Raw genomic sequence first — 26,029 nt, forward strand, 5'->3', positions numbered from 1 at the left:
GAGATTAAGATGTGGAAAGACATGTCTTTACCAGAACGCAAGAGCGCATTCACACACTTCAAGGCTCAAGAATTAGTAGCACACTTAAAAAGCCAGCACATCCGCTTAGATCAGGCACAGAGTTTAGAGAAAGCCTATAACCCTAGCACGGGCAATTTTTATACGGACTTGCACGCTTTAGCTCTAGATGCTAAGATGTTAGAGTGTGGGTATAACAAAAACCAGTGGATTTCTTTAAATAGAGCAAGGCTATTAGGTGCAGACCCCAAAGAGCTTGCCTACATCAAGGCAAACACCAGAAACAAACAAAACCCACAAGGGAGCATAGAAAAGGTTAGTATTTCATATCTACAGAGAAAAGATAAAGAGGGCAATGTCCTAGTAGAGCCTATTTTCAACACAACAGACCTCTATAATGTGGAAGTGTTTTCTACCTTAGACACCAGCCTTTTTAAAGAGCCTAATCCTCAAAGTTTGCACAGACAAGAACACAGCGCGCAGGTGCGCCTTTCTGATTTACAAAATGAGCTTAGTTCTGAGCACTACACACAGCTACAAGAATACATGCAGGCTAGATTCCCTGCAATAGAGCAAGAGAACACAGAACGCATGTCTGAAGTAAGTGATCTACAAACTCAAGTGGATATTTTAAAAGCAGAGGTGCAGAGATTACAAGCAGAGCGTGAGGCTGATTTAAAAGAGCACACCAAAGAATTAGAGATGCTCAAGGCTCAAAATACAGCAATTTTAGATCAGTTAAATCAGCTAGTGGCACAATTTGCCCCTCCCACACAACAAGAACGCACAGCTACTATCCAAGCACCACAAGAACCCTCCACCCCAACCCTTCCTGATGAACATGTTAATTTTATGCAGACACCAGAGCAAGTAATCAATGCAAAGCAGCCAGATGGCACAGACAACAGCACACTTGAAAATAAAATACAAGATAATACCATACAAGAGAATACAACAATAGACAACACTGCAACACACAATACTACACAAGATAATATAAAACAAGATAATACTGCAACCGCTACAGAGGATACTACCCCAATACCTCCTAATGAACCCCTAGAACACAAACCTGCAACTGCAAAGCAGAGGGAATACACGACTCACCAAGAGTCCAAGCCCAAAACTTCAGCACCAGCACCCAATGAGCGTGTTATAAGCTCAGGGTCTATAGAATCTACATCACTAGGAGAAGACCATGAAAGAAGCGAGCATAGAGGAGTTTATGCAGGCGATACAAAGCAGTATGGGGATAGACAAGGACGACCCATGGTTGGAGATGAAGAAATTGTGGGAGAAGTGGGAGAAACTAGCCCAAGAGTTGAGCCCACAGCAGAGGGGATACTTCTTGAGTCTGGGGGAGGAGGGGATGAAAGAGCTAGCACAACATTACGATTGGCATCATCTGAAACTGAGCATTCAGATAGGCTTAGAGAGGGTGATGGAGCACAAAGAGGAGCAGAGGCAGAAAGAAGAGAGGGAGCGCGCGGATCTTCTGCTTTATCAGGAGGCAATCCAGAAGGGGATTTATCCCCTAGAGCGCATGCCCATCCATCCACTGGAGTTGGAGACATTGAGGGAGAAAATAGAGAAGGCAAATCCAGAGCGTTGGGAGCAACTGATGTGGCTATACAACCACGAGAAAATGGAGGGTTACGAGTTTTTGCTACTGGATCGCTGGAGGAGCTGGTTTCCTCACATGATCTATCATCTGCACCTAGACATTCTGTTCTACATAGTGCGCGACCAAACACAGATGGAGTTAGCGATCTTGGATCGCACACAGGCACAGATTCAGCGCGCAGAGGGGATAACAGATATGGAAATTCTCCAAGAAGCAAGAATCAATCCCTATCACTATTTGATCATAGACCCCTGCTGCACAGGGAGGAATTACTGGGAGTGCCTGCAGAGGGACAAGGAGTTGATGGCACACTCCAATATGAGTCTAGAGGCATTGGTGCACCAGAACTAAATGCCTCTGAAATAGGGGGAGGAGTTGAGCGTGCCCATGCACAGGACGCACAAGAGGCAAGCACACAAGCAGTAGGCAATCATCGGCGCGATTTTAAGACCCAAGAGGAGCATGCCCCCAGCACTCCTAAAAAGCGCTATGAAGCCAATGTGGCAGCTCTTAAGCTTTTAAACCGACTCAGAATAGAGGGCAGAAAAGAAATCACCCATGGAAAGGATGTCATTTACGAGCTTATAGTGGGTGGGGTTCTATGAGCAACTTCTTTGATTCAAGCCAAGAGGGGAAAGAGTTCTTGGAGTTGTTGCGGACTATAGACAGAGGGCAATACATCCAAGCCCGCGCATCCGTGCTAGATGCCTATTACACCCCTAAGATGATAGTAGATGCCATTTATGAGGCTTTGGAGCATTTTGGGTTTAACAAGGATGGCAACACCAAAGAAATCTTTGAGCCTAGTGTGGGAGCGGGGAATTTTTTAAGCTATGCCCCAGCTAATGCTCACTACCACTTCAGTGCTACAGAAATAGATAGTGTGGGTGTGAGGATTGCCAAAACCCTCCATCCTAACCAAAATATCCAGCTTAAGAAGTTTGAAGAATTTACTTTCACCCATGATTTTGATGCCTTTGTGGGTAATCCTCCCTATGGAAAGGATGTCATTTACGATGGAGATAAGGATTTAAGCGGGGCAAGTGTGCACAACTACTTTGTGGGCAAAGCCCTTAAACACTTAAAAGAAGATGGCATTCTAGCCTTTGTCATCACTAGCTCTTTTTTAGATGCAAAAGATAGTAAAATGCGTGAGCACATCGCCAAGCAAGCTAGCTTCTTAGGAGCGATTAGATTGCCTAGTAATGTGTTCAAGGGCACAGGCACGGAAGTTACGACAGATGTCATATTCTTTAAAAAGGGACAAGATACAGAGCTCAACCAAGATTTTATGCGCTCTGCCCCCTATTACAGGGTAGGTGAAAAGCTAGATTTAGATGTGCTCACTGCTCACAAAAAATTGATCAAAGGCACAACTGCCCACGAGCATCTTAGACTAGCTAAGGACATTGATAAACTTTTAGGGATTAACAAGGCTGCTAGCACGCCAGAGTTAGTTGTCCCAGATTGGGATGAGGCACAAAAGGAGCAAATACACGCTTTTTTTGAAAAGAATAAAAAAGAACTCTTGGGTTTTTGCCTCAATGAGTATTTTATCAACCACCCTGAGCACATCTTGGGGAATCTGCAGGCGCGCGTGGCTAACAAGGGTATGGAGCTCACCAACACCCCTCAAGCCTCTTTAGATTTAAAGCAAGCCATCTCTTCTCTCATCTCTACTTTGCCAAAGGACATTTACAGATATAGAAAGACGGAGTATCCTCAAGGGCTTGTGATTTTAGATCGCTCACACCACAAGTTTGCCCAATATGCCCAAATCTGTGCAAACGCAAAAGCGGGCAATTATGTAGAGTTTGAAGGAGAGATTTACAGATTCAAGGCTGCAGATTGGGATGTGGATACCTTAGATAAAGTTTACCTCTTAGAACAAGTCCCCACCATCAAAACAAAAATGCAAAAAAAGCGCATCCAAGCTTTCATCCCTCTAAGAGATGCGCTCCATGACTTAATCCAAGCAGAGCTCAACCCTTTAAGCACCGATGGGGAGTTAGAAACCAAGAGAAAAAAGCTCAATGCTCTCTATGATGGGTTTGTGAAAACCTTTGGCTATTTGAATGAAAACAAAAACCGCAAAGACCTTAAAGGGGACTTGTATGGCTTTAGAGTCTTGGGCTTAGAAAGAGACTTTGATAAGGGCATTAACAAAGCCCAAGCACAGGCTCAAGGCTTATCTCTTAGAAAACCCAGCGCTCAAAAAGCAGACATTTTTTTCAAGCGCACCCTAGCCCCTCAAAAAACATTCACGATCAACAATGCCAAAGAGGCTTTAATGGCGAGTGTGAGCCAAACGGGGGGATTAGATTTAGCCTTTATTGCTGAGCATTTTGTAAGTCAAAGTATAGAGAAAACACTAGAGGAACTTTTAGAGCAAAAATTGATTTTTAAGAGCCATTTAGAAAACTCTAGCTATGTCTTAGCCAGTGATTATTTGAGTGGGAATGTCAAGCAAAAGCTCAAGGAAGCCAAACAAGCCATAGAGGCAGGCAGAGAGGACTTAATAGAAAATGTCCAAGCCCTAGAGGCTATCATCCCTGTAGACATCAAGGCTATAGACATTGCTCTGCATTTAGGCACGCCTTGGATTCCCCCCACATACTATGAGCAATTCCTCTTAGAGCAGGTTAGAGAGCATTACAGACTATTGAACTTAGAGCGCACCAAAAAAAGAGTATGTAGAAAAGTGCCTCTGTGTGGCTAAAACTAGAGGCTTTCATGTAAATAACACAGAAGAATTAGACTTCTTAGGCATTAGAGACAAAAACCATTCTGACAGAATAAAAATGAGTGGGGCGCGCTTACTAGAGTGTGTGTTGAACAACAGCCCTCTTGAGATTAAATACCCCGACCCCAATAAAACAGATGAGAATGGCAAGCCCATTATGGTCGTAGATGAGGAACAAAGCACCCTAGCTCAAGAGAGAGCTACACAACTCCAAGAAGCCTTTAAAGAGTGGATTTATGCAGACTATGATAGGCGCACACATTTAGAGCAAATCTATAATGACACCTTTAATACTAATGTGCTTAAAATTGCGCGATGGCAATGAATATTTGCGAAAAGCTTTAATCAAAATATTGAACTTAGAGCGCACCAAAAGAATGCTATCTTTAGAGCCATCCAAGAAAGGGTAGTTTGTTTAGATCACCAAGTGGGCGCAGGCAAGACTTTAGTAGCCATTGCGAGTTGTATGGAGCAAAAGCGTATGGGTCTAGTCAATAAGAGCTTGATTGCTGTGCCCAATCATTTAACCAAGCAGTGGGCACAAGAGTTTTATAGAGCCTACCCCAATGCCAATGTCTTAGTGGTGGAGAGTGAGGACTTTAGCCCTAAGCAACGCGAGCAACTCTATAACCAGATTGCCAACAATGCATATGATGCAGTCATCATTGCCCATAGCCAGTTGGAGTTTTTGGCTAATCCTGAACAGACTATTACGGATATGTGGGCTGAGGAGGAGCAGGCATTGCGCGATGGCAATGAATATTTGCGAAAACTGGTCAGGGACGGGTTGTTAGATAAATCTGCTGTGATGAGTGTGCGCGCTGAAGAGCAGGCTATCAAGCACATAGGGGTGAGGTATTCTAAGTTGTTGGCAGAAAACAAAAGCCACATAGACATTAGCCAGATGGGCATTGACAATCTGATTGTAGATGATAGAGGGGGCAAGCCTATCAATATTTTAGCACTAATATGCAGGGTGTGGCAGGACTGGGCAACAAACAAGGCTCTAAACGCGCCACCGATCTCTTTGTCAAGACCCAATACCTGCATAACAGAGGGGCTAAGATCATGTTTTTAACTGGCACACCCATTGCTAATAGCATTGCAGAGCTCTACCATCTACAAAGATACTTACAGCCAGAGGTTCTCAAAGACAAGGGCATAGATACCTTTGATGACTGGGCACAGACCTTTGGACAAATCCAAGCAGATTTAGAACTAGACACCAGCGCACAGAATTACAAGGTGGTGAGCCGTTTTTCTAAGTTTAATAATGTGCAAGAGTTGAACACACTCTATAGGAGTTTTGCCGATGTCATTAGCAATATAGACATCCAAAAGTTTAATCCCCACTTTGTGCCACCCATAGAGGGGAGCAAGCCTATCAATATTGTTGTGCCAAGAAGTGAGGAGGTGGCGCGCTTTATTGGGGTGCAGGATGAGAGTGGCAAATTCAATGAAGGCAGCATTGTAGATCGCATGGAGAAGTGCAAGGGCAAAAAGCCAGAGATAGGAGAGGACAATATCCTAGCTTGCACCACAGATGCTAGAAAAGCAGCCCTAGATTATCGTTTGATTGATCCAAATGCAAAAGTGCAAGATGCATACTCTAAGAGTGCAGCGATGGCTGTGCAAATCTATGAGCAATATAAAGAGTGGGATAAGGACAAGGGCACGCAGTTAGTCTTTATTAGCTTGTCCACCCCTAAAGTGCATAGCCAAAGGGTGCAATTAGAGCAGAGCACCCAAGAGAATACTCAAGAGAATACCCCAGATAGCGTGCAAGAATTTTTAGAGAGTCTAACAGAATACAATGAGCAGGGGCAAGCCATCACCCCTAGCCAGCAGGAATTAGAGAGTGCATTAGCAGAACAACAGGCAAAAGCCCTAGATTTAGATACAGAAGTAGCTAAGAGTGCTTCCTTTGATGTCTATAGCGATGTGTTAAGAAAACTGGTCAAACTGGGCATCCCTCAAAGTGAAATCGCCTTTATCCACGATGCCAAGACTGAGGCACAAAAGCAAGAACTTTTTAGAAAAGTCAATGCTGGAGAAGTGCGGGTGTTGCTGGGTAGTCCTGCTAAGATGGGAGTGGGCACAAATGTACAAGAACGCTTAGTAGCAGGGCATTTTTTGGATTGTCCTTGGAGACCTGATGAGCTCTTACAAATGGAGGGGCGCTTGATTAGACAGGGCAATGTGCTCTTTGAAAGAGACCCAGAACACTTCACTATCAAACTCTTTAGATACGCCACAGAACAAACCTATGATAGCCGTATGTGGCAGATTATTGAGACTAAAAGCAAAAGTTTAGAGCAATTTAGAAATGCCCACAAACTAGGCTTAAGAGAATTAGAGGACATCACAATGGGGAGTGCGGATGCTGGGCAGATGAAAGCCTTAGCCACAGGCAATCCCTTGATAGTCCAAGAGGTGCAATTAAGACAAACTCTTAGAAAAGAGGAGAATCTCTACAAGGCTTTTTTAAAAGAACAGCACTTCAAACAAGAGAGTTTGCAAAGAAACAAAAGCACATTGCAGTATACACAGGAGCGTATAGGTATTCTAAACACTCTTTTAGAGCTTAGAGAGCCCAAGAAAGAATCTGTAAGCATTGGGCTTTATGATGAGGCAGGCCAGCCACAGGTTTTTCATCTCTCTAAATCTGATAAGTCAAGCAAACAGAGTTTAGAGCGTATGGAGGCAATTTTTAAAGCTTGTGTGCAAAATGCCCTAGAAAATGAAGGTACAGAGATAGATGTGATGAACTATAGGGGCTTATGTTTTAAAGCGATGCGCTATCACAACAAGCTGGAGTTTTACATTTGCCACCCTGATGATTCTAATTGCTATATCCAACCAGACAATCTAAGCTACAGCAAAGACAAACAAGACTTGCTAGATGCAGGGAGTTTTGCAGACATAGACTTTAAAGGCTTCTTGCGCAAGTGTGATAATGCCCTAGAGAGACTAGACAAAGAAATGCTCAGAGAGCAAGAACACCAAGAAAAGGCACAACAAGAGATTGAAAGCTTGGAGGCATTGCTAGACAAGACAGCAGAATACCCTAAGTTAACCTATCTGCAAGCCCTTAAAGAGGATCACCAAGAACTTTTAAAAGAGATTGCTAAATGCAGTGCAGATAGAAATTATAAAAGTGGGTTTGTGGCTAAGTCTGAACAATTTGCTAGTAAAGCAATGCAACAGGATACACAAGACAATACTATACAAGACAATACCCCAGAGAAGTCAGAGAAAGAGGACACTCTAGCCAGTAAAGAGAAGTTAGAAACAAGGATGCAGCAAGAAGCAGCCCAACATCCCAGCGCATCTAGGGCAAACAGAGCAGACAACACCATACAAGAAAATTATTTAGAGGAAATTAAAACTATGAATGCCTTTTTGCTAGAAGAAGAGGCGCGCTTGAGAGCTGAATTAAAGAGAGAAGAGCCACTTTATGAGACGTGGATGCAAAAGGCATTCAATCACCAAGAGGCATATTGGGAGCTTTGGCGTCAATGTAGTTCTATGGGGTTTCGCATAAGAAAACCAGAAGAAGGACAAGAAAAAATCCTGCCACAAGAGTTAAAACACTTGGAGCAAGAATACGCACGGCTTGGACAAGAAGCAAGTAAGCATGAACAAGCCTTCAAAGAGCATGTGAGGTTTGCAGACATGCATTATGATGAGAAAAGAATTGAGCAAAGCTACCCACGAGGACGCTATTTAAAAGGTCTCAAGTCTGATCATGAAGCCATCTTGGCAGAAATAGAGCGCACTAAAGAAGACCCCACCTACATTAGCACCTTTAGACCAGAACATTCTGACAATGCGAGCTGGCACGCTGCTCTGCATAATTGTTCTGATGCAGAGCGCAACAAAATAACACAAATCTTAGAGCAGGCAGAACAGCGCCAAGAAATCTACAAACAAGAGCGGGACAATCTTTTATTGGGCTATGAACAAAATTCCCTCACCCAAGCTAAAACAGAAAAATTAGCCAAATTGATGTTTGAGATTGCAGAGCCTAAACTTTTTGAAACCTACAATGTTCTTTTTATGCATGGAGGCATCATGAAACAACATCTCAAGGAGACTAAGCGCTGCATTGAGGAGGGTAAGGAGGCTTTAGCCTGTCTTAAGGAGGGCAGACAATATAGGGGGCTAGAGCAAGGAAGCAAGAGAAAAATAAAAGGCAGATGAGCTAACACCCTAGAGACCTTAAAAGAAAAGGATAAATAATGCAAAAACCAGACATCATCATCATTGAATCCCCCAACAAGATTAAAAAGATTGCCAGCATCACAGGAGCTAAAGTCTTTGCCACTATAGGGCATTTTATGGAGCTTGAGGGCATTGAGGGGGAGAGTTTTACTCCCAAGTTTGTCTACAAAACAGACAAGAAACAGCAGATTTATGCAATGATTGAGCAATGCAAAAACAAGAGAATTTGTATTGCCACAGATCCAGATAGAGAGGGCTATGCCATTGGCAAGATGTTTTATGAGAAAATCAAAAATGTGGCTAAAGAGGTGTTTAGGGCAGAGTTTCACGAGATTACAGAGAGTGGCATTATACGAGGCTTAGAAAATGCCCTGTTATTTGAAAACACGAACTTTAATTACTACGAAAGCTTTTTAGCTAGAAGTGTGAGTGATTATTACATTGGCTTTTCTCTCTCCCCTTATCTAGGGGATTGCTTGCAACAAAGAAAGGGCAATAGTGCAGGCAGAGTACAAACCCCTTGCTTAAAACTCATTGTAGATAGAGACAAGGAGATAGCAAGCTTTAAAGCCCTGCCAGAGAGCCAGAGGGTGAGCTACCAAATGCAGGCTAAAATCTATGATGAACACAATAAAGAGGTCATTTTGAGGCATTGTGATAGTGAGGGCAAGGAAATCAAGTTTGAAAGCCAAGAGCAAGCTCTAGCAGTGCTTGCACCTCTTAAAGAGTGCAAAGTGGCTTTAGTGCTAGACATCAAACACTCTACAACCTCAAGCCCACCTCCCAAGCCCTTTATCACCTCTAGCCTTTTGAAAGCAGGCAGTAGCCAACTGGGCTTAAGCACACAGAAAGTCCAAGAATACGCCCAAAAGCTCTTTGAAGCAGGGTTGATCACCTACATTAGAACTGATGCAGAAACACTCAGTCAAGAATTTTTGGAGAAGGCAGAGGAATTTTATAAGCCTATTTATCCAGATTGCTATGAGCGCAGAGCTTATAAGGCTAAGAATAGCCAAGCAGAAGCACACGAGGCTATTAGGATCACACATTGCCACAAATTTGAAGACACACAACATCTCTTAAATCAAGCAGGTATGACAGATAGTCAGGCTCAAGCTCTATACAAACTTATTTTCCAAAGGACACTAGAAAGTCAGGGCAAAGTAGCTATCTATGCCAAGCAAGATTTGCTTTTCAAAATCAAAGACCACTACTTTAAGTGCAGTGTGCGTTCCTTGCAAGAGGCGGGGTATTTAGACATGTTTAAACGCACAGAGCAAGCAAAAGACACAGAACAAACAGAGAACGAGCAAATGGCACATTTGGATTTAAAAGTAGAAAGTGTGGTTGGTCTGATTGCTTTAGAGATAGCTAAAATCCATAAACATGCTAAGAGTGCCTACGCAGAAGCTAGCTTCATAGAAGTCTTAGAGAAAAATGGCATAGGCAGACCTAGCACCTATGCAAGTTACTTACCAAAACTCCTCAGTAGAGAATACATCCACATCACACCAGATAAAAAACGCGTTGTGAATGCTACCCATAAGGGGCAAAAGGTCATCAGTATTTTTGAAAAGAGCCCTTATAGTTGGATTGTGGATACCCAATTTAGCGCCTTAATGGAGGAGCTTTTAGATAAGATTGCTAGAGAGGAGTGTAGCTATCTGGAGTATATGCAAATGATTGCTAAGAAATGCCCACAGATGCCAAGCCTTGCTCAAAGAGAGGAGTATCCACTTAGAGCCCCTAAAGAGAGCCAAATTAAGTATGTGCAGGACATTTTAAGGGACTTGAACATGGAGCTACCTAGTGAGTTTGCTGGCTATGCTAGGGATGATAGAATCACTAAAGCCTTTTTAGACAAATTCATCCCCAAACACAAAGAGATCAGAGAAAAGGCTAAACAAGAGGGGCATTGTCTAGGCAATGGTGCTCCTGCAAATAAACCCGCTACTGACAAGCAAATTGCCTTTGCAGAAAGCTTGGCTAAAAAACACAATGTGAAGTTGCCTAAAGATTACAAGAGTAATATGCAGGTGTGTAGTGGCTTTATTGAGGAGTGGAGGGGGAAATAGAAAGGGAGTCTTGGTATGTGGTATGTTTTAAAAAATAAAGATAAAGAGGTTGTGAGGTTTAAGTTACAAGTAAAAGAACAAGTAATAAATGATGTCAAAATCAAGGACTACTTCATAGACGACGCAAGTATCGTTTTACAACCTACTCTACTGCCTCGTTCCTTTGATGATTATAAAAGTGTTACGGACAATGTGGAACATTGGATCAGGGCTAGAAAAATCCCTAAGAATAGAGCATTTGTGAAAGAAATCACAAAATCTCTACAGCTCAATCCTGATAACTTTTTATCCTATGTGGATGTAACCCTAGCCCTCTCTCTTAACGACACCTATTGGATTGCCCCTGCAGATAAAAACTACCTCTGGAAAGACTACAACCTTTATGAAAATTCTTTCAATGAAACACTGGCTTTGGTAGCTTTTGCAGGGCATTCTGCAAAACTTGAGGGGCTTGTAACCAGTCCAGAGCTCACTACCAATGGCATGCTCAAGAAGTGTTGGCGCAAGAATACAGTGAGTGGCAATATAGAGCTTTTGAAGGGTTGGAGTATCCTTGGACACAACGAATATGGTAAAGAGCCCTATTGTGAGTACTACATGGCACAGATTGCTGCAACACTAGGGTTTGAACATGTGCACTATGACTTACAAAAATTTCACGGGGAAATTGTGAGTTCTTGTGAGCTTTTCACAAACCAACAATATGGGTATTTGCCTATGTATTACTGTCTTGATAAAAAAACACGCATTAGAAAAAATGACACAGCAACTTACCTAGCAAGCATGACCAAACTTTATGGAGAAGATGCGTTTTATGATCTTTTACTCTTTGATGCGCTTACTTTTAACACAGATAGACACTTGGGCAACTTTGGGATGTTGATTGATAACGACACCAATGAGTTTGTCAAACCCGCGCCTATTTTTGATAATGGCATGGCGTTTTTTAACCATATCACAGAATACGATTTAGACAACATTCCAGCCTACTTTACAGATGAACATAGTGCGCTAGGTATAAGTTTTTCAAGACAACTAGAAATTGCATGCCAACCCCGCCACATAGAATTACTTTCCAAACTGGCAAAGTTCACCTTCACCCGCCATGAGAAATACAATCTCTCTGAGAAGTGGTTACAAGCAGGAGAGAAGTTTATCCAACAAAGAAGCCAAGAAATTATTCAAATCATTGCTAAGAAACAAGCCAAATCCCAAGAAACACCCCTACACTCCCAAACTTTTCCTACACCACCAACACCACAACACAAAGAGCCCCCCACACCCTCTAAACGCAGGCGTAGGTGATGAACATCTATAGACAATGAGTTTATCAAGAAAATCCATGCCATTCTTATGCAACATCTCATTGATAATCACGGGAAATTTAAAACCATCCAAAATGTTGTGTTGGGTGCAGACTTTGAAACAGAAAAACCCTATAAAGTCCCCGCCCGTCTTTAGCGGGTGGGTGATTCACTAGATTTTTTAATGGATTTTACGCATAATAGACGCAACAAAAGGCTAAAAATGGACTACCGACAACTTCTTGCCAACACAGAATATTTACTCGATCTCACCATTAGAATGGCACACCACAGCACAGCTATTGAAGGCAATTCTCTCACGCAGAATGAAACAGCAAGTATTTTATTGGAGGGTTTTATCCCTAGGGCAATGAATGAGAGAGAATACTATGAGGTTAAAAATTACCAACAACTTATGCCTTTCTTGCTTACAAGTCTAGAGAGTGAAACACCTATAGACAATGAGTTTATCAAGAAAATCCATGCCATTCTTATGCAACATCTCATTGATAATCACGGGAAATTTAAAACCATCCAAAATGTTGTGTTGGGTGCAGACTTTGAAACAGAAAAACCCTATAAAGTCCCTACAACACTCAAGGACTGGTGTGATAATCTTACCTACCAACTAGATCGCGCACAGAGCGATGATCAGAAGCTAGCTATCATTATGGATGCCCATATCAAATTTGAGCGCATCCATCCCTTTAATGATGGGAATGGGCGCACGGGGCGTTCTTTGATCTTTTATAGTGTGTTAGAACACAATCTCATGCCTTTTGTGATCGCTAAAGAAGCCAAAGACATCTATATGCAGGCTATGCGCACAGAGAATGCACAGCAATTAGTCCAACTAGCTAAAGAAGCACAGATAATAGAGAAAAAGAGGATAGAAAGTTTTTTGGAACAAAACAAACACCGCATAGAAGTACCAAACACCACTTCTTCTAGCCAATCAGATTGGCTAGAGCCTAGAAAACGCAAAGGACGAGGATTCTAGTTTAAATCTACACGTTCTCATCACAAATTGGACTAGTTTGCCAGAGAAAGAACAATGCGCCCAAAAGATTCAAGAAAAATATAAACATCTCTCTTTCTTTTACTTCAAGCACTCTAAACAGAGGAGCTAAAGCACATGATCATCTCTGTGATCAACAAAAAAGGTGGTGTAGGCAAAACAGCTTTTAGCTTTTCCATTGCTAAGGATTTTGGATTGTTTTTACAGAGCAATGACAATTCTCTTATTGAACAGCTTTATCAGGGCAAAGCTAAGATCAGTGCTTATCCTAAGTTAATTGCTAATTGTGTCTATGACTTTGGGGGGTTTGTGCAAAAGGGTGTGTTAGAGATTCTTAAAGCCAGCGATGTGCTACTTGTGCCCTGCACCCCGCTTTATAATGCTATCTTGCGCACTTTAGAGAGCCTGCAGGAGTTACACCCTCTTAATCCTAACATCTTTGTTCTCATCACAAATTGGACTAGTTTGCCAGAGAAAGAACAATGCGCCCAAAAGATTCAAGAAAAATATAAACATCTCTCTTTCTTTTACTTCAAGCACTCTAAAATCTTAGAAAATAGCATGCAACAGGGATTGAGCTTTACAGAACTTGCTAGCCGCAGTCCTTTGGCCAAGAATGCCTACAAGCACTTTATGAACGAGTATACCCGCCTTTTAAACACTCTATCTTAATAAGGAAAATCATGGATAGCATAGATGCAGCCTTAAACCACCCCATCACACAAGAAAACACCTTTCAAAGTAAGGAGCAACCAGAGAGAAAAAAGCCCGGACGCAAGAAAGTCCCTACTGAAGAACTAAAAAAGAACTATACCGTGCAGTTATACTTTTCAAAAGAGGAATATGAAAAACTAGGAAAACTAGCCTATGAGGAGGCAGAGAGTGTAAGCTCTTATATCAAGCGCCAGATTGTAAAGATGTTGCGCTAGTTAGGGCACACTCCTAAGTAGCCTTGAGCTTGCAAGTTGTAGCACGATTAGACTAAAAAGCCCACTCATTTAATATTATTTATCATTAAAAATATTTTAAAACATTTTAAAACCTCTGCATTTAAGGTTTGCCTTTCACTCTTAGGGCGTGCAAATGCCCTAGAGTGCGCATGTGCAAGAAAAAGATATTTTTTTAAATCCATTTACTTTTGCACCAAAAGCTTGTAAAAGCCCTACCACACGCGCTTTTAAACCCCTCTCTTAGTATCTTAATATTAGCTTAAATATTGAAAGTATCTCTTGAGCAAAACAGGTGAACTTCCCTATTTTAGGCACTTTAGTAAGGATACACACTTTAAATTTTAAGCTTAATTTTGATCTAACACTGGCTAGCTTGCGCTTTTCCTCTAAAAATGCCATATTCAAGGTTATATTTAGCATCAAAGGACAGCCACATGCAAAAACCAGAGACAGAGGCACAAACAGAACCCCTAGCACTCACAGAGGGCAGTTACCCACTAAGAAAAGAGGAGGTTTTAGAGTGGGCACAATATGGTGTGCCTTTGCAAGAGGAGCTAGAGCCCACATACCAAGCACCAAGCGCTCCGCCATTGCCTGATGAGCCTTGGCTAGATAGCATGAGCACAGAGGATGAGGGGCAAGAGTTTTAAAAGAAGAATACATGACAGATATGGCACATACTTGTTTGAAATGGAAAAAAGCAATGGGTTTAACCGAACAAAAAACAGCCTTTAGAGATTTCCTAGCTAATGAAATTAATTTGGCTCTTGAGCAAGGCTTGACCTTTAAGCCCAATAATAGAGCCTATAACACCTATTCAGGTAGTGCTTATAGTGGCTTGAACGCCTTGATTTTAGATGCTAAACAGCAAGAGGGCAATTATACTAGCAATGCGTGGATTAGTCTTGAGGAAGCCCAACACTTAGGAGCAGATTCTAGAGAGCTAGAGTTCATCCACAACAACACAGAGTCTAGCCAAAACCCTCAAGGCTCAATCAAAAAGGCGAGCATTAGCTACATTAAGACCCATGAAATACAAAGTGTCCAAAAGAAAGACGCTAATGGCAATCCCATTCCCGTATTGGATGCCAATGGCAACCAACTCCATGACAGATATGGCACATACTTGTTTGAAATGGAAAAAGTGCGTGTAGAAATCCCCTCTAAATTAGAGATCAAGCATCTCTACAATATAGAATGCTTTAAGAGCCTTGATCAAACACGCCTAAAACCTCTAGATTCTAATAGTCTTAAGTCTATGTATGTTGGACAGTACTTCTCCACAGAAAACCAAAATCTAGTGATTTACGATCTCTCCGCCAAGCTCACAGGAGCGCAATACCAAAGGGTGTTAGACTATGCAAGCCAGTATAACCAACACAACCAGCAACACTCTCAAGACAAGCAATACCCAAGAAATGCTCAGAATAGACAGCAATACCCACAGGGGCAAATACAAGGCGCTAAAGCTAACCAGCCACTCCAAAACAATATGCCTTATGGTGCAAACCAACCACACCAGCAATACAGCCAACAATCCTTAAACCAAGCGCCTGAGTTCAACCAAACAAGCCAACATAACCAAGAAATAGCAATGCCACAAGGATTGGCTACTCCAAATTCTGGAGAGGCAGATATGGTGCAGATGATGCGCACAATGATGCAACTGGTGCAAGAACAACACAAAACCATCCAAAAGATGGCTCAAGAGATCGCATGGCTTAAGCAACAGCAACACACCCAAAACAATGCCCTAAACGCAGTACACTTTGCAACTCCCTCTAAGGGGAGGGGGCGCTAAAGCAAAATTGCCATGCACTACAATCCCCAATTCTTAGACCAGTTACAGATATTAAACTCAGAGCAAAAACAACAGCTAGAAGCTCTGAGTTTTAACTTTAATGATTTTGCAAAGATGCAGGGCTGTATTGATAAATTGCGCTTTGATTTTATCTATTCCTCCGCTCAGATTGAGGGCAACACCTATGATAAGTTAGATACACTCGCTTTACTAGAAGAGGGGCTAACTGCTGGGGGTAAGAAATATAGCGATGCTAAAATGATTTTAAATTTAAGAAATGCTTTTGATGTGATTCTTTAAAGAGGATTTACCCATTAGTTTAGAGACTTGCCAAAAATTGCATGCTATTTTGTCTCAGGAACTAGTTTCTACTAACAATTGTGGGGTGATGCGTAACCACAATATTACTGGTATCACAGGCACTTCTTATCTACCCCTTGCATGTGGAGATAGACTCCATACAGAGATGAAGCACTTATTTAAACAATATGCTAGCCTTGATCACCCCTTTGAGCGGGCTATTTATTTGCACAATAATCTGTGCTATTTGCAATATTTTGAGGATTGCAACAAACGCACGGCAAGGTGTATGCAATTTTTATCTCTTAAAAATGATAATCAAATGCCATTGGTGCTTGTAGATGATGATCCAACGCTTTATAAGCAATACAGAGAAGCTTTGATTGTCTATTACGAGAGAGGGGATTATCAGAACTACCTAGATTTTTTTATCCAAACCTATCAGAGAGAAGCCACATTTTTAAAAGAAGTGCAAGCATTGGCACACCATAACCAAACTACACCTCATAGAAAGCGGAGATAAAAAATGGATAACTTCCTTAATGGCTTTTTGAAAGCGTGGCGCTCTTGGCGCAGTGATGGGAGGGAGGCTTTTATGCGTGCTTTTTTGCAGGAAGTGCAACAAGCCAAACCCCATGATTCAGAACATTTTTTTACACTCTTAAAACAAGAAATGCAGGCGGTGAGTGCTACTAGAAGTGTAGCAGATCAACAAGACATCTTGGCAGTTAGTGATTATATAGACACCCTCAAAGAAGAGATGCAACACACTTTAGACAATACTTTAGAGCAAGCCCAGATAAAGCCAGAGTTATTAGAGCGTAGTAAGAGCGCTACTGGGCAGATAGAGCAACAAGAGGCCCAACAATTGACACCATTGTTCCAAGGGCTCCAAGAGCAACAACAAATAATCCACAAGATGGCTCAAGAGATTGCACGGCTCAAAGTCCCACAACTCCCAGAGAGCTTAGAAGAACAAGAGCTCCTACAAAGCATTTCAATTTTTAAAGATGAAATCCAAGAGATAGTAACAGAACAACCAAACAGATTAGAGCAAGAGTTAGAAACATCTGAAACTAAAAACTTGGTAGGGCAAAGCCCAGAGAGTAACTTAAAAGCAGTAAGCCAGTCTGAGCAGTTGGATAAGTCAGAACAAGGCTTAGAGGTAACTAACAAGACCCCAGAGCCCAAACAGACTCCACCACAAGCCACAGACATAGAAAACAAATATGCCAAACTGCACAGCTACTTCAAGCAAGTAGAACTAGATGTGCAACAAAAGCGCATCAAGACCAAGTCTGATTTTAAAGAGAGTTTTTTAAATTATGCAAAGAGCCATATGACAGAGGATGAGCTCAAAGTCCTATTGGTGCTCTCACAAAAACAGCCTAGCAAGCTCACCCAAGAACACCTTAATCTCATTAATGACGCTTTAGAGCAAGCTCATGGCAATAAGCACATGCAAGATAGAGGCTTGCAATTGAGTGTCAAAGCCGTGTTAGGATACCCCTTAGAGACAGAGCACTACACCACCATCCAAAGCTATGTGCAACAATGCCAAGCAAGCTTAGAGCCTATGGATGGCAAGGTTGCTGGTGCGATGCATCAATATTTAGCAAAAATGCAAAAGAGCAGAGAAACCCCTACAGAAAGCCAAGCAAGCCAGCAAGAAGCAAGCCAAGCAATAAAAGCAACAACAGAGCAAAGCCTAGATAGCACACCACCCACCACAGACAGATACCCAAACCAAGTCCAAACCAACAACCAAGCACAAACAACCCCTACTCTAAACAGCACAGCCCAGCAGGATGTAGAACAAAAGCCCAGTGTTCATCTAGGGTCTGCTACAACAAATAGTTACACCACTTCAGATGAACTAGACCAACAAGCACAGACCAATACTCAAGCCCAACCCGCTTTAAATAACATGCCAATACCTGAGCCGTGGATAGAATCCCAAAACTCTAGCAAGCCTTGGTTAGAGACGCAGACACAAGATGCACAAGTATCCCATGCGCAAACAGCCCAGCAAGAAGTTCCAAAACCTTGGCTAGATGCTCCAGCAAAACCTAGAGGCAGAAGACGTTAATGGCTTATATCAAAGATGCGATTTATCTGCCCTTAGATAGCATTTTGCAAGACTTTGGTTATGTGAACCAGCCACTCACCACCCATATAGATGGCTCACCTAGAGAAAAACCCTTAAAAGAGCTTTGTGAGGGCTCTAAGGGCGTGCAAATGCTTGTGCCTTTCAATACAGAGGATAGAAGTGATAGAGGCAATATCATCAACTTTTGCCAAAAGCGCGGGTTAAGATTAGAGGATTTGATTAAGGGAGATGCACGCTACAGACCCAAGAGCTCTATAGCTTCTCAAACTAGTCAGCAGGAACACAAGAGGTTTAAAGAGGATTTTAAAGCCTTGCCTCCTTATAATTTAGACAAGAGCCAACTTCTAAGAGATAGAGGCATTCAAGGCACTCTGTTTAAAAGCTACCAGCACTCTTTGAGGGCTGATAGACATAACAATCTGTGTGTGCCTAATTATCTTTGTGAAAATCAAAGACTTGTATTGAGTGCTGTGAGCAAACGCTTAAACCAGCCACTCACCACCCATATAGATGGCTCACCTAGAGAAAAACCCTTAAAAGAGCTTTGTGAGGGCTCTAAGGGCGTGCAAATGCTTGTGCCTAGTGGAGGCTTGAGAGCTGTGAAGTCTATTGTGATGACAGAGAGTATCTTAGATAGTATGACTTATTTGCAGATGAAGGGTTTAAACCCTGATACAACTCTACTACTAGGCAGTGCAGGGTAGTTTGGAGTGGACAAGATACGCGCTTTTGTGAGTGCATTATTCCAACAGATGAACCAAGACAAGAATCAAGCCTACCAGCAGTATGTGCAAGATGTGCAAGCCTATAAGCAGTGGAAGCGTTATGAAAAAGAGCAAGCCCAAAAGCCTAAAGACACGCAACCTAGCAGCAAGACTTTTAAAATTGCCTTTTCAAAACCTAAATACACAGACAAGCACAATCCTAAAGAGATGCCTGTGCAAGGTTGGCAAGAACAGAGTGTGAATACTCTAGCAGAGTTAGCACAAGTTATCAAATCCTCCCCTTATTCTGGTGCGGTGTTTGAGAAGGGTTATCGCAACGCTACTAATGCTAAGAGTTTTACCAATCTACTAATCTATGACATTGACAATGACAAGGACAGCCCCCAACTCCCTCTCAAGCAGGCTCAAGATTTGTTAGAGAAACAAAGCATTGAAAGCTTGGTGATGCCCTCTAAGAGCCATCAGATAGAAAAGAACGGACACATCACTGATAGATATCGTATCCTCATCCCTACAGCACAACCTTTAGGCTGTTTAGATGCAAAAAGCTTTGTGGGAGTGAATAGCTTGGTGGCTAAGACTTTGGGGCTATATGCCTATGTAGACAAGAAAGTCTTAGTGGATAGGGGAAGGGCGTATTATAAGAGCCCTGAGAGTGCCGAGTCTGTGTTTGTGAAAGGCAAGATATTAGACATAGAGCCCTTCAAACAGCAAGTCTCTCAAAATCTCTTTGAGAAGAAAGTTCCTAGACAAGTATTCACCCCTCCTAGTGTAGTTAATCCCCCTGACTTATCTGTCAATGTCATTTTAGCTTGTGATAATGATGAGCAGGGGCAACGCTACACACAGGTGTTAGAGGAGATACTATTCAATCTTACCAATCAATTACCGGAAATCTACACCCCCTTTGCCAAAGATTGTAACGATGATCTCAGACTAAGCCAGATTATAGGGGAAACAAGTGCAAACGCCAGTAGTGTGTATGGGTATGTTTCTAGGGGACTTGAGCAGTTAGAAAACCCCTATGTCTATACCAAGAGCAAAAGAGAGATTTTAGAGAAATTAGAAAATATTGCCACAATCAAAGATTTTAATACCAGCACTACAAACAGATTAGAAAAGGCACGCACACAGGTAGAATCAAAATTCAAAAAGAGATGGCATGGAAAATAGCATAGATAAGAATTTAAGCATATACGACACCATCTTATCTTTCTTTGTCTCACCCTCACAAAAGCTAACGGGTGATTTAGCAAAATCTATAACAGACCTTTTCCATGTCCAACTGAGTCTGAACATTATCATCTCCTTTTTGTTTATGTGGTGGGCATATCGGCGGCTTAAAGAGGGCGATATTTTCCAACTGAAAACCTTAATGGGTGTATTAGTTTTCTTTGTGTTTATGGGAGTGTTGAATTGGGCTATAGGACAGCCTATAGAATTTATGACAAAAATAAGAGAGATCATTACAACACCTGCTAATGCCTTGAGCAATGTGATTAGTGTTGCTATCAACAAGGGAGCATTTAATGGGGCTAATCAATTACTCCAACAGCAAAATAAGGATATGGGAGGACATTGGTAAATAGCACCTATTACACTATTACACACCTCTATGATTCTGTATTCCACGATTTAGGTTTCAAGCTATTTTTTCAAGTTTTTCCACAACTAATTGTATTTTTGTTATTGGTTGTGGCACAAATCTTGTTTTTAGGACTGGTGCTTATTATTGTGTTACTAGTCTCTGTAGAAATGGCTATTTGGCTAGCTTTAGGCATTGTGGTCTTGCCTTTAGCATTATTCCCCCAAACTAAGGGGATGTTGTTTAGCTATTTGAAAAAATTAATATCTCTGACTTTCTACCAGCCTTGTATGACTTTAGTAGCATTTTTCAATTTGCAGGTTTTAAACTTCATCACGATAAGAATTCCTACAAGAAATGAGCTAGAGGCGGGAGCATTTAATGGGGCTAATCAATTACTCCAACAGCAAAATAAGGATATGGGAGGATTTTTAGACATCATCGGCTATTTCATTATCATTATTTTGGCTTCTATGATTTGCTTCTATCTTGTCAAACGCATCCCAGACTTTATCAACAATATTTTTGGCACAAGCGGAGGCGTGGGGGCTATCACTGAGATGATGCAAAAAATAGGCATGACAGCTGGAGGTGTGGTTGTAGGAGGCTCTATGGTAATGGCAGCTAATAAAATGAGCCAAGCTTACCAAAGTGCAGGAGGAGGGTTAGCAGGTCTAAGAGCAGGTCTAGGGGCTCTAGCTACAATGGGAGCAACAGGGGGCTTGAGCGCTCTAACAGACAAAGAGGCGCTGAGCTCTGGAGTGAAGTTTGGCGTGCAGAGTATCAAAAGTGCTTTAGGTATGGGACAAAATAGCCATCCTGAATCTGTAAGTCATAGTGTGAGTGCTAGCAATACTAAGGGTGGTGAAAATACGACTGAAAGGAATGATCTACAATGAGCAGTTTAGAAATGCTTCAGAACTTAGAGAGGACATTGAACGAGAAAAAGCAAGAGCAGGAACAACGGATTCAAGAACAAGTCAATCAAATCACAGACAAACTCATGGAAACACTCATCAAAACTGCAGAGAACAGATTGGATCATATCACAGACAAACTCATAGAGAGTGCAGAGAGTAGGTTAAAGACCTTGGAAAGATTGCAGAGGGATGCGTTGGAAAGATCATTGCGCATCAGTGAAGACTCGTTGCGTATTGCTCGGACATATGTGCAAACCTTGATAGAAAGCACAAAGTCATTGCACACAAACACCACCGCCATACAAAGGTTGGTGCAGGGTATGCAACACACACAAACACCCAACACGCAGAGCTCAAAAGCCAAGCCCAAAAGAAAAAAGCGCCACCAACGCTAAAAGCCATTAAGTTTAAGAGGAAAAACAACAAAGAGACCCTATAATGCCCTTTTTCAAGTATCCTTGTGGAGGTTGGTTGGTGAAACGGCAGGTTATAACTGTTTTAGGCTCTGTGGCTCTAGCCTCTTGTCTTGTCTCCCCCCTGATGGCTTTCAAAAGTGCTGAATACTATGCCACTCACAACGAGGAGTGCAAAAGGGTGCTTAAAAAGTGCGATGATCTGGCTGTGAGTGCCTTGCAACAAGGAAAAGACTTGAGCAAGGAGCAAAAGAGCATGTGTGGGAATGCTGAGTGGGGTCAACGCTTGTATAGTGAACGCTTGCGCACGCAAAGAGCTAAAGTAGCAAATCAAAAGCGCCAGAATGCGCGCGAGAACGCCACCCAGATTCTGGCCAAGTGCTATACAAAGATGGCAAATGGATTAGAAAGTGGTGTGGATTATCTTAAGAAAGACAAGACCTGTAAGTCTTATGTTGAGCGAAGTATCACGCAAAACCCTCTAGGCCTTTATGGTAGTGGGATTCCTCACTTTCCCCTCACTACACAGATAACTTGGGCTACAGGAGACAAGATAAAACTCATCAGGTGTTATAGGCTTTTTGCTCAAAATCTTGCTAAAAATCAGAGTTACGAGCCTCTGGGCAAGTTACACAGCGAGTGCCAAGCCGAAATAAATGCGCTATTCTAGTGCCTAGTCTTCGCTAGAAGCTAGAATTTCCCCATTGCCACACAATACGCCCTTGGGCATCTCTGTTGACTTTTTCTAACACGGGGCATTGCACGCTCTGACATATAGAGCTCCTGCTCTTGGCATTTTTCATCTTACTTGTGTTGAGGCTATCGCTGGTAGCATGTGCGAGGCGATCTTGCTGGGTGAGAAAAGCCATGAGGTTTGATTGCATCGCCATTGTCTTATTCAAAAACAAAAGCTGGTTAGTGATCTCTCTTAAATACTGGAGGGTGAGAGTTCTGATTTTTTGGTTATAGTCTGCAAGAACTTGAGATTGGGCATCCTTGTCTTGAGCACCAACTAAAGCTTCTTGAAATTCCTTAGTGGTTTGATCCAAATCGTTAGAAAGCTTGTCTTTATTAAGCAAGATAGGCTCACAAGTGTGGGTTTCTGGATTTTCTCTACAATACTGGATTTTTTGTGGGTTGTCATTGGCATTTTTATCAGTTACGCCTAATTCTGCTCTGAGTGTATCTAATCTTGCCATCAAAGGTTGGATTTTTAGCTGCAGGGCGTTTTCCTCTTTGATTTTTTGTTGTAACCGGTTATAGGCCTTTTGCAAGCGTATCTGATTGACTTTTTGCCAATCCCCTCTAAGAATTGCCTTAGATTCCTCTATGGGTGAGATTATCATATGCCAACTCATCCTCCTTCTCATTGAGGGTTTCGCACAACATCACCCCTAAAGCCGCTCCGCTCAATTCCCCCTCCAAGCCTTGCAAATTAGAATAAGTGCTTTCACTTAATTGTTTAATGAGAGCCTGTGCATCTTTGATCAAGGCTGTTTGTTTCCCAGCTTGAGAGATAGCTGCGCTCAAATTATGAAAGTCTAGGACTTTGTTATGAGTGAGCTTACTCATATCTAGCCATGGACATTTTCTCTCTAAATACTTGTCTCTTAATTTATCTCTAATATCAAAATTTTGCACCGCCTGTTTTAAATCTTCATAGTTAGCTTGGATACTGGCTATCTGACTTTTAAATTGTTCTAAGAGTCTCATAGGATTAGCAATCGTAATAGCACTCCCACTAATCAAAGCATTTGCCCTATTCATCAGGTTATTAACCCTGTTCAACTGGGCAATTTGCTCTTGAGCTTTAGAAATCATTTCCTCATACTTTCTAAGCCCATCTACCATTTTGCCTATCATGGTGGTTTGTTGGCTGTTAGAAGTAGCTAGGTGAGCATTAGCCTCTGCATCATAGGTTAGCATACCAGTAGCTAGGGCACTAGACACGCCCAGAGTGCTAGATAAGATGAGAGATAGGAAAGGTCTACTTGACATAACTCTCCTTTCTTGCATTATACACGCCCACCCTTAAATGTGGCATATTTAGGTCTGAGAATTTCTAAGGTAAACCTTAATCAAAACTTAAAAAATTGCGCGTCGCTCTTAAAACCTTAAGAAAAACTTAATTATGAGGTTTCTCTTGATCGCTTCCCCGCAAATCTCACTATGCCAAGTTCTTTTGCCTCAGCAAGCAATACTAGTCAATGAACTCTTAGGTTTACTACAACAAAATCGCCCTGCAACCATAAAAGCACGCTCCCGTGTTCTACACCTACACAATCCTGCACTTTATTGCTAGACATCACTACAACCATCCATGCTGTGTTTTTCGCGATTATGCAGCTAACCACTAAAGAGAACACCACCTACCTACAACCTACAACACTCTAACACGCAACAGCACTCACTCCTCCCTCGCGAAAAATGGAAAAAATGGAAAACGAGCTCTTGCCTTTGAGTCGCACACAAAGAGAGCTCTTTGAAAATATCAAGGCATTTTTACACTACAAAATCAAAAACTTTACACCGTACAGGCTTTAAAAGATGTGGCTAAGGTGCTCTGCTACCAAGAGGAGATTTTAAAATGCCCAAACATCAGCGCGCTAGAGCGTCTCTGCCACGCACTCTATAATCAAGGCATCAACCATATCTTAATGATGCGGGTTTTGTTTTTGTTCTTTGTTCACTTCAAAACCCAGATCAAACTAAAAAGCTTTAAAAGCCTTACTGAGGAGCAAGTAATTAGCTTTCTCTTTGAACTAGCCCAAACTAGAAAACCTAGCTCTATGGCTAAGTATGTGATGTATCTGAGGCAATTTTTTAACTATTTGGATAGAAAACGCGGGTATCACTTTGACTTCTCTCTTAAAAACCTTGCCTTTGCTAAAACAACACAAACTCTGCCCAAACACTTAAACGCACAAGACTTAAAAGCCTTTATCAAGACCCTTTTAAACTACCAAGCACGCTCTAGTTATGAAAAACGCAACAAGTGTATTCTCTTGCTTGTGATCTTAGGTGGTTTGCGCAAATCTGAAGTTTTAAACCTTGAGCTCAAGAACATTAAGCCTGAAGAGCAAAATTACTCCATTCTTGTGATGGGCAAGAACAGGAAAGAGAGAAAGGCTTATATCAGAAAATCTATCCTAGAACAAGCTCTGCATGATTGGATCAGTGATGCTAAAAGACTCCAACACTTCAATGGGGTATTTCTTTTCAAAAAAGCCACACTATCCCAAAGAACATGCCAACTCAAAAACTTCATCGCTAAGATTTTTAAACTTTCCAATATCAAGCACTCCCAAGCATATGGCACAGGTCTGCATCTTTTTAGACATAGTTTTGCTACCCTTATCTACCAAGAGACGCAGGACTTAGTTTTAACTAGCAGAGCTCTAGGGCATAACTCCCTACTCTCTACCAAAATCTACATCCACACTACCCAAGAGCACAATAAAAAAGTTGCCTGTGTGTTTGACACACTTTTAAACAAACAATAATGCAAGAGGATGAAAATTCGCTTTCTCTTAAATCTTTGCCTTTAGCTAGAGCCACCCGCTTTAGCTATAGAAGCGTTAATGAGCAGGCTAAGTTATACCGGCTAGCACACAGCTTAAAACAGAAAAGATAACTAGCACAATTCTATACTGAGCTCTAACAGCCAAAGTTTTCTATTAGTTCTCTTGGTGCGCCTGTTAATTTTTAGAAGTGTTACCTATAAGTTCTTTTAAAACGCGCTTAACACCACAGCGCTAACATGTCCCACATGGCTAAGCTGGGGTATTGGTGTGGATTATCAGACTTGCTGGGTGGCGGGGCTTGCAGCCTCTATACAATTATTAAGGCCTGCAATGCTGCTAAATTGAAAACGCTTAACCTTTTGGTTTAGTGCCGTGAATGGCTTAAATGGTCTGGATGGCTTGATCAAGGCTAAGGACTTCATGGCACAAGCAAACCTTAACTACTTGTGTAACTACTATTTTAAAAAATGAGTTTACACTTGGATTGCTTAGGATAAGTAGTTAAAAATTTAAATTTAGAGTGTAACTAACAAATCGCCATGCTTAGCTAGAATTTTTGCGTTGTCAGGAAATTCTTCCCTGTCTAAAGAGTTATAGGATAGTGATAGAAACAAAGCGCATTGTGCAATTAACACAGATAAGGAGTCCCCTAGTATTTTGAGCGTTTCACAGATACTGTCTTTCTTGTAAGCTAG

General features: G+C 41.8%; 22 protein-coding genes and 2 pseudogenes. 22 read left to right on the plus strand and 2 right to left on the minus strand.

Going from position 1 to position 26,029, the window contains the following annotated elements:
- Positions 1–9 precede the first annotated feature (9 nt).
- The 20 genes and pseudogenes from OO773_RS01745 to OO773_RS01840 all read left to right on the plus strand — a co-directional run bounded on the left by OO773_RS01745 (position 10) and on the right by OO773_RS01840 (position 22,480).
- Entirely contained in the window at positions 10–2,247 is a 2,238-nt protein-coding gene (locus OO773_RS01745) for a relaxase family protein (protein WP_264828637.1), read from the plus strand.
- Positions 2,244–4,361, plus strand: coding sequence for an N-6 DNA methylase (locus tag OO773_RS01750; RefSeq protein ID WP_264828638.1), 2,118 nt, complete (start codon positions 2,244–2,246; stop codon positions 4,359–4,361). Before OO773_RS01745 ends, OO773_RS01750 begins: the two co-directional genes overlap by 4 nt.
- Positions 4,354–4,710, plus strand: coding sequence for a hypothetical protein (locus OO773_RS01755; protein WP_264828639.1), 357 nt, complete (start codon positions 4,354–4,356; stop codon positions 4,708–4,710). The genes OO773_RS01750 and OO773_RS01755 overlap by 8 nt, the downstream gene beginning before the upstream one ends.
- A 69-nt stretch (positions 4,711–4,779) precedes the next feature.
- Positions 4,780–5,463, plus strand: coding sequence for a DEAD/DEAH box helicase family protein (locus tag OO773_RS01760; RefSeq protein ID WP_264828746.1), 684 nt, complete (start codon positions 4,780–4,782; stop codon positions 5,461–5,463).
- Entirely contained in the window at positions 5,364–8,588 is a 3,225-nt protein-coding gene (locus tag OO773_RS01765) for a helicase-related protein (RefSeq protein ID WP_456152235.1), read from the plus strand. The genes OO773_RS01760 and OO773_RS01765 overlap by 100 nt, the downstream gene beginning before the upstream one ends.
- Positions 8,589–8,626: 38 nt before the next feature.
- Entirely contained in the window at positions 8,627–10,684 is a 2,058-nt protein-coding gene (locus tag OO773_RS01770; protein ID WP_064430007.1) for a type IA DNA topoisomerase, read from the plus strand.
- Between the two features lie 15 nt (positions 10,685–10,699).
- Positions 10,700–11,989, plus strand: a complete 1,290-nt coding sequence (locus OO773_RS01775) for a HipA domain-containing protein (protein WP_006563803.1) — start codon at positions 10,700–10,702, stop codon at positions 11,987–11,989.
- A gap of 222 nt (positions 11,990–12,211) precedes the next feature.
- Entirely contained in the window at positions 12,212–12,988 is a 777-nt protein-coding gene (locus tag OO773_RS01780) for a Fic family protein (protein ID WP_040499038.1), read from the plus strand.
- Positions 12,989–13,123: 135 nt separating this feature from the next.
- The gene (locus tag OO773_RS01785) at positions 13,124–13,678 is read left to right on the plus strand and encodes a P-loop NTPase family protein (protein ID WP_006564987.1); all 555 of its coding nucleotides are present in this window, start codon (positions 13,124–13,126) and stop codon (positions 13,676–13,678) included.
- An 11-nt stretch (positions 13,679–13,689) separates the two neighbouring features.
- On the plus strand, positions 13,690–13,935 hold the full coding sequence (locus OO773_RS01790) for a ribbon-helix-helix domain-containing protein (RefSeq protein WP_006563801.1): 246 nt from the start codon (positions 13,690–13,692) through the stop codon (positions 13,933–13,935).
- A gap of 455 nt (positions 13,936–14,390) precedes the next feature.
- Positions 14,391–14,606, plus strand: a complete 216-nt coding sequence (locus tag OO773_RS01795; protein ID WP_034375112.1) for a hypothetical protein — start codon at positions 14,391–14,393, stop codon at positions 14,604–14,606.
- Between the two features lie 11 nt (positions 14,607–14,617).
- Positions 14,618–15,757, plus strand: a complete 1,140-nt coding sequence (locus OO773_RS01800) for an ArdC family protein (protein ID WP_264828641.1) — start codon at positions 14,618–14,620, stop codon at positions 15,755–15,757.
- A 12-nt stretch (positions 15,758–15,769) separates the two neighbouring features.
- The gene (locus OO773_RS01805; protein ID WP_264828642.1) at positions 15,770–16,057 is read left to right on the plus strand and encodes a Fic family protein; all 288 of its coding nucleotides are present in this window, start codon (positions 15,770–15,772) and stop codon (positions 16,055–16,057) included.
- A 49-nt stretch (positions 16,058–16,106) separates the two neighbouring features.
- Positions 16,107–16,580, plus strand: coding sequence for a Fic family protein (locus OO773_RS01810; protein ID WP_264828643.1), 474 nt, complete (start codon positions 16,107–16,109; stop codon positions 16,578–16,580).
- A 72-nt stretch (positions 16,581–16,652) separates the two neighbouring features.
- Complete coding sequence (locus tag OO773_RS01815) at positions 16,653–18,146, plus strand: hypothetical protein (RefSeq protein WP_141556959.1); 1,494 nt, start codon at positions 16,653–16,655, stop codon at positions 18,144–18,146.
- Complete coding sequence (locus OO773_RS01820) at positions 18,146–18,871, plus strand: hypothetical protein (RefSeq protein WP_264828644.1); 726 nt, start codon at positions 18,146–18,148, stop codon at positions 18,869–18,871. The genes OO773_RS01815 and OO773_RS01820 overlap by 1 nt, the downstream gene beginning before the upstream one ends.
- Positions 18,872–18,877: 6 nt before the next feature.
- Complete coding sequence (locus OO773_RS01825) at positions 18,878–20,065, plus strand: toprim domain-containing protein (protein ID WP_264828645.1); 1,188 nt, start codon at positions 18,878–18,880, stop codon at positions 20,063–20,065.
- Positions 20,055–21,376 (plus strand): annotated as a pseudogene (locus OO773_RS01830) (type IV secretion system protein). The gene OO773_RS01825 and the pseudogene OO773_RS01830 overlap by 11 nt, the downstream one beginning before the upstream one ends.
- 35 nt (positions 21,377–21,411) lie before the next feature.
- Positions 21,412–21,792, plus strand: a complete 381-nt coding sequence (locus OO773_RS01835) for a hypothetical protein (RefSeq protein ID WP_141556998.1) — start codon at positions 21,412–21,414, stop codon at positions 21,790–21,792.
- Between the two features lie 79 nt (positions 21,793–21,871).
- A complete protein-coding gene (locus OO773_RS01840) occupies positions 21,872–22,480 on the plus strand; it encodes a hypothetical protein (protein WP_141556997.1) in 609 nt (202 codons plus the stop codon).
- A 13-nt stretch (positions 22,481–22,493) separates the two neighbouring features.
- On the opposite strand, the gene OO773_RS01845 is transcribed toward OO773_RS01840, so the two are convergent.
- Together OO773_RS01845 and OO773_RS01850 are read right to left on the minus strand one after the other, a co-directional pair.
- The gene (locus tag OO773_RS01845) at positions 22,494–23,156 is read right to left on the minus strand and encodes a hypothetical protein (protein ID WP_233711664.1); all 663 of its coding nucleotides are present in this window, start codon (positions 23,154–23,156) and stop codon (positions 22,494–22,496) included.
- Complete coding sequence (locus tag OO773_RS01850) at positions 23,128–23,808, minus strand: hypothetical protein (protein ID WP_233424244.1); 681 nt, start codon at positions 23,806–23,808, stop codon at positions 23,128–23,130. Before OO773_RS01850 ends, OO773_RS01845 begins: the two co-directional genes overlap by 29 nt.
- Before the next feature lie 438 nt (positions 23,809–24,246).
- On the opposite strand from OO773_RS01850, the pseudogene OO773_RS01855 reads away from it, so the two are divergent.
- Together OO773_RS01855 and OO773_RS01860 are read left to right on the plus strand one after the other, a co-directional pair.
- Positions 24,247–25,313: pseudogene (locus tag OO773_RS01855) on the plus strand (tyrosine-type recombinase/integrase).
- Positions 25,313–25,444 carry a hypothetical protein gene (locus OO773_RS01860; RefSeq protein WP_256624001.1) on the plus strand — a complete coding sequence of 44 codons (132 nt, stop codon included), beginning with the start codon at positions 25,313–25,315 and terminating at the stop codon, positions 25,442–25,444. The pseudogene OO773_RS01855 and the gene OO773_RS01860 overlap by 1 nt, the downstream one beginning before the upstream one ends.
- The last annotated feature ends 585 nt before the right edge of the window (positions 25,445–26,029 follow it).

Origin of the sequence: Helicobacter suis HS1 (genome assembly GCF_026000295.1) — a bacterium.
In the GTDB taxonomy this organism is placed as follows: Bacteria; Campylobacterota; Campylobacteria; order Campylobacterales; family Helicobacteraceae; genus Helicobacter; species Helicobacter suis.

Bases quoted from the DNA above. Each gene is read 5' to 3' on its own strand.
- OO773_RS01795 (WP_034375112.1), top strand. From the start codon at position 14,391: ATGCAAAAACCAGAGACAGAGGCACAAACAGAACCCCTAGCACTCACA.
- OO773_RS01745 (WP_264828637.1), top strand. From the start codon at position 10: ATGTGGAAAGACATGTCTTTACCAGAACGCAAGAGCGCATTCACACAC.
- OO773_RS01820 (WP_264828644.1), top strand. From the start codon at position 18,146: ATGGCTTATATCAAAGATGCGATTTATCTGCCCTTAGATAGCATTTTG.
- OO773_RS01800 (WP_264828641.1), top strand. From the start codon at position 14,618: ATGACAGATATGGCACATACTTGTTTGAAATGGAAAAAAGCAATGGGT.
- OO773_RS01845 (WP_233711664.1), bottom strand. From the start codon at position 23,156: ATGATAATCTCACCCATAGAGGAATCTAAGGCAATTCTTAGAGGGGAT.
- OO773_RS01750 (WP_264828638.1), top strand. From the start codon at position 2,244: ATGAGCAACTTCTTTGATTCAAGCCAAGAGGGGAAAGAGTTCTTGGAG.
- OO773_RS01780 (WP_040499038.1), top strand. From the start codon at position 12,212: ATGGACTACCGACAACTTCTTGCCAACACAGAATATTTACTCGATCTC.
- OO773_RS01860 (WP_256624001.1), top strand. From the start codon at position 25,313: ATGCAAGAGGATGAAAATTCGCTTTCTCTTAAATCTTTGCCTTTAGCT.
- OO773_RS01790 (WP_006563801.1), top strand. From the start codon at position 13,690: ATGGATAGCATAGATGCAGCCTTAAACCACCCCATCACACAAGAAAAC.
- OO773_RS01770 (WP_064430007.1), top strand. From the start codon at position 8,627: ATGCAAAAACCAGACATCATCATCATTGAATCCCCCAACAAGATTAAA.
- OO773_RS01805 (WP_264828642.1), top strand. From the start codon at position 15,770: ATGCACTACAATCCCCAATTCTTAGACCAGTTACAGATATTAAACTCA.
- OO773_RS01850 (WP_233424244.1), bottom strand. From the start codon at position 23,808: ATGTCAAGTAGACCTTTCCTATCTCTCATCTTATCTAGCACTCTGGGC.
- OO773_RS01785 (WP_006564987.1), top strand. From the start codon at position 13,124: ATGATCATCTCTGTGATCAACAAAAAAGGTGGTGTAGGCAAAACAGCT.
- OO773_RS01815 (WP_141556959.1), top strand. From the start codon at position 16,653: ATGCGTGCTTTTTTGCAGGAAGTGCAACAAGCCAAACCCCATGATTCA.
- OO773_RS01775 (WP_006563803.1), top strand. From the start codon at position 10,700: ATGTGGTATGTTTTAAAAAATAAAGATAAAGAGGTTGTGAGGTTTAAG.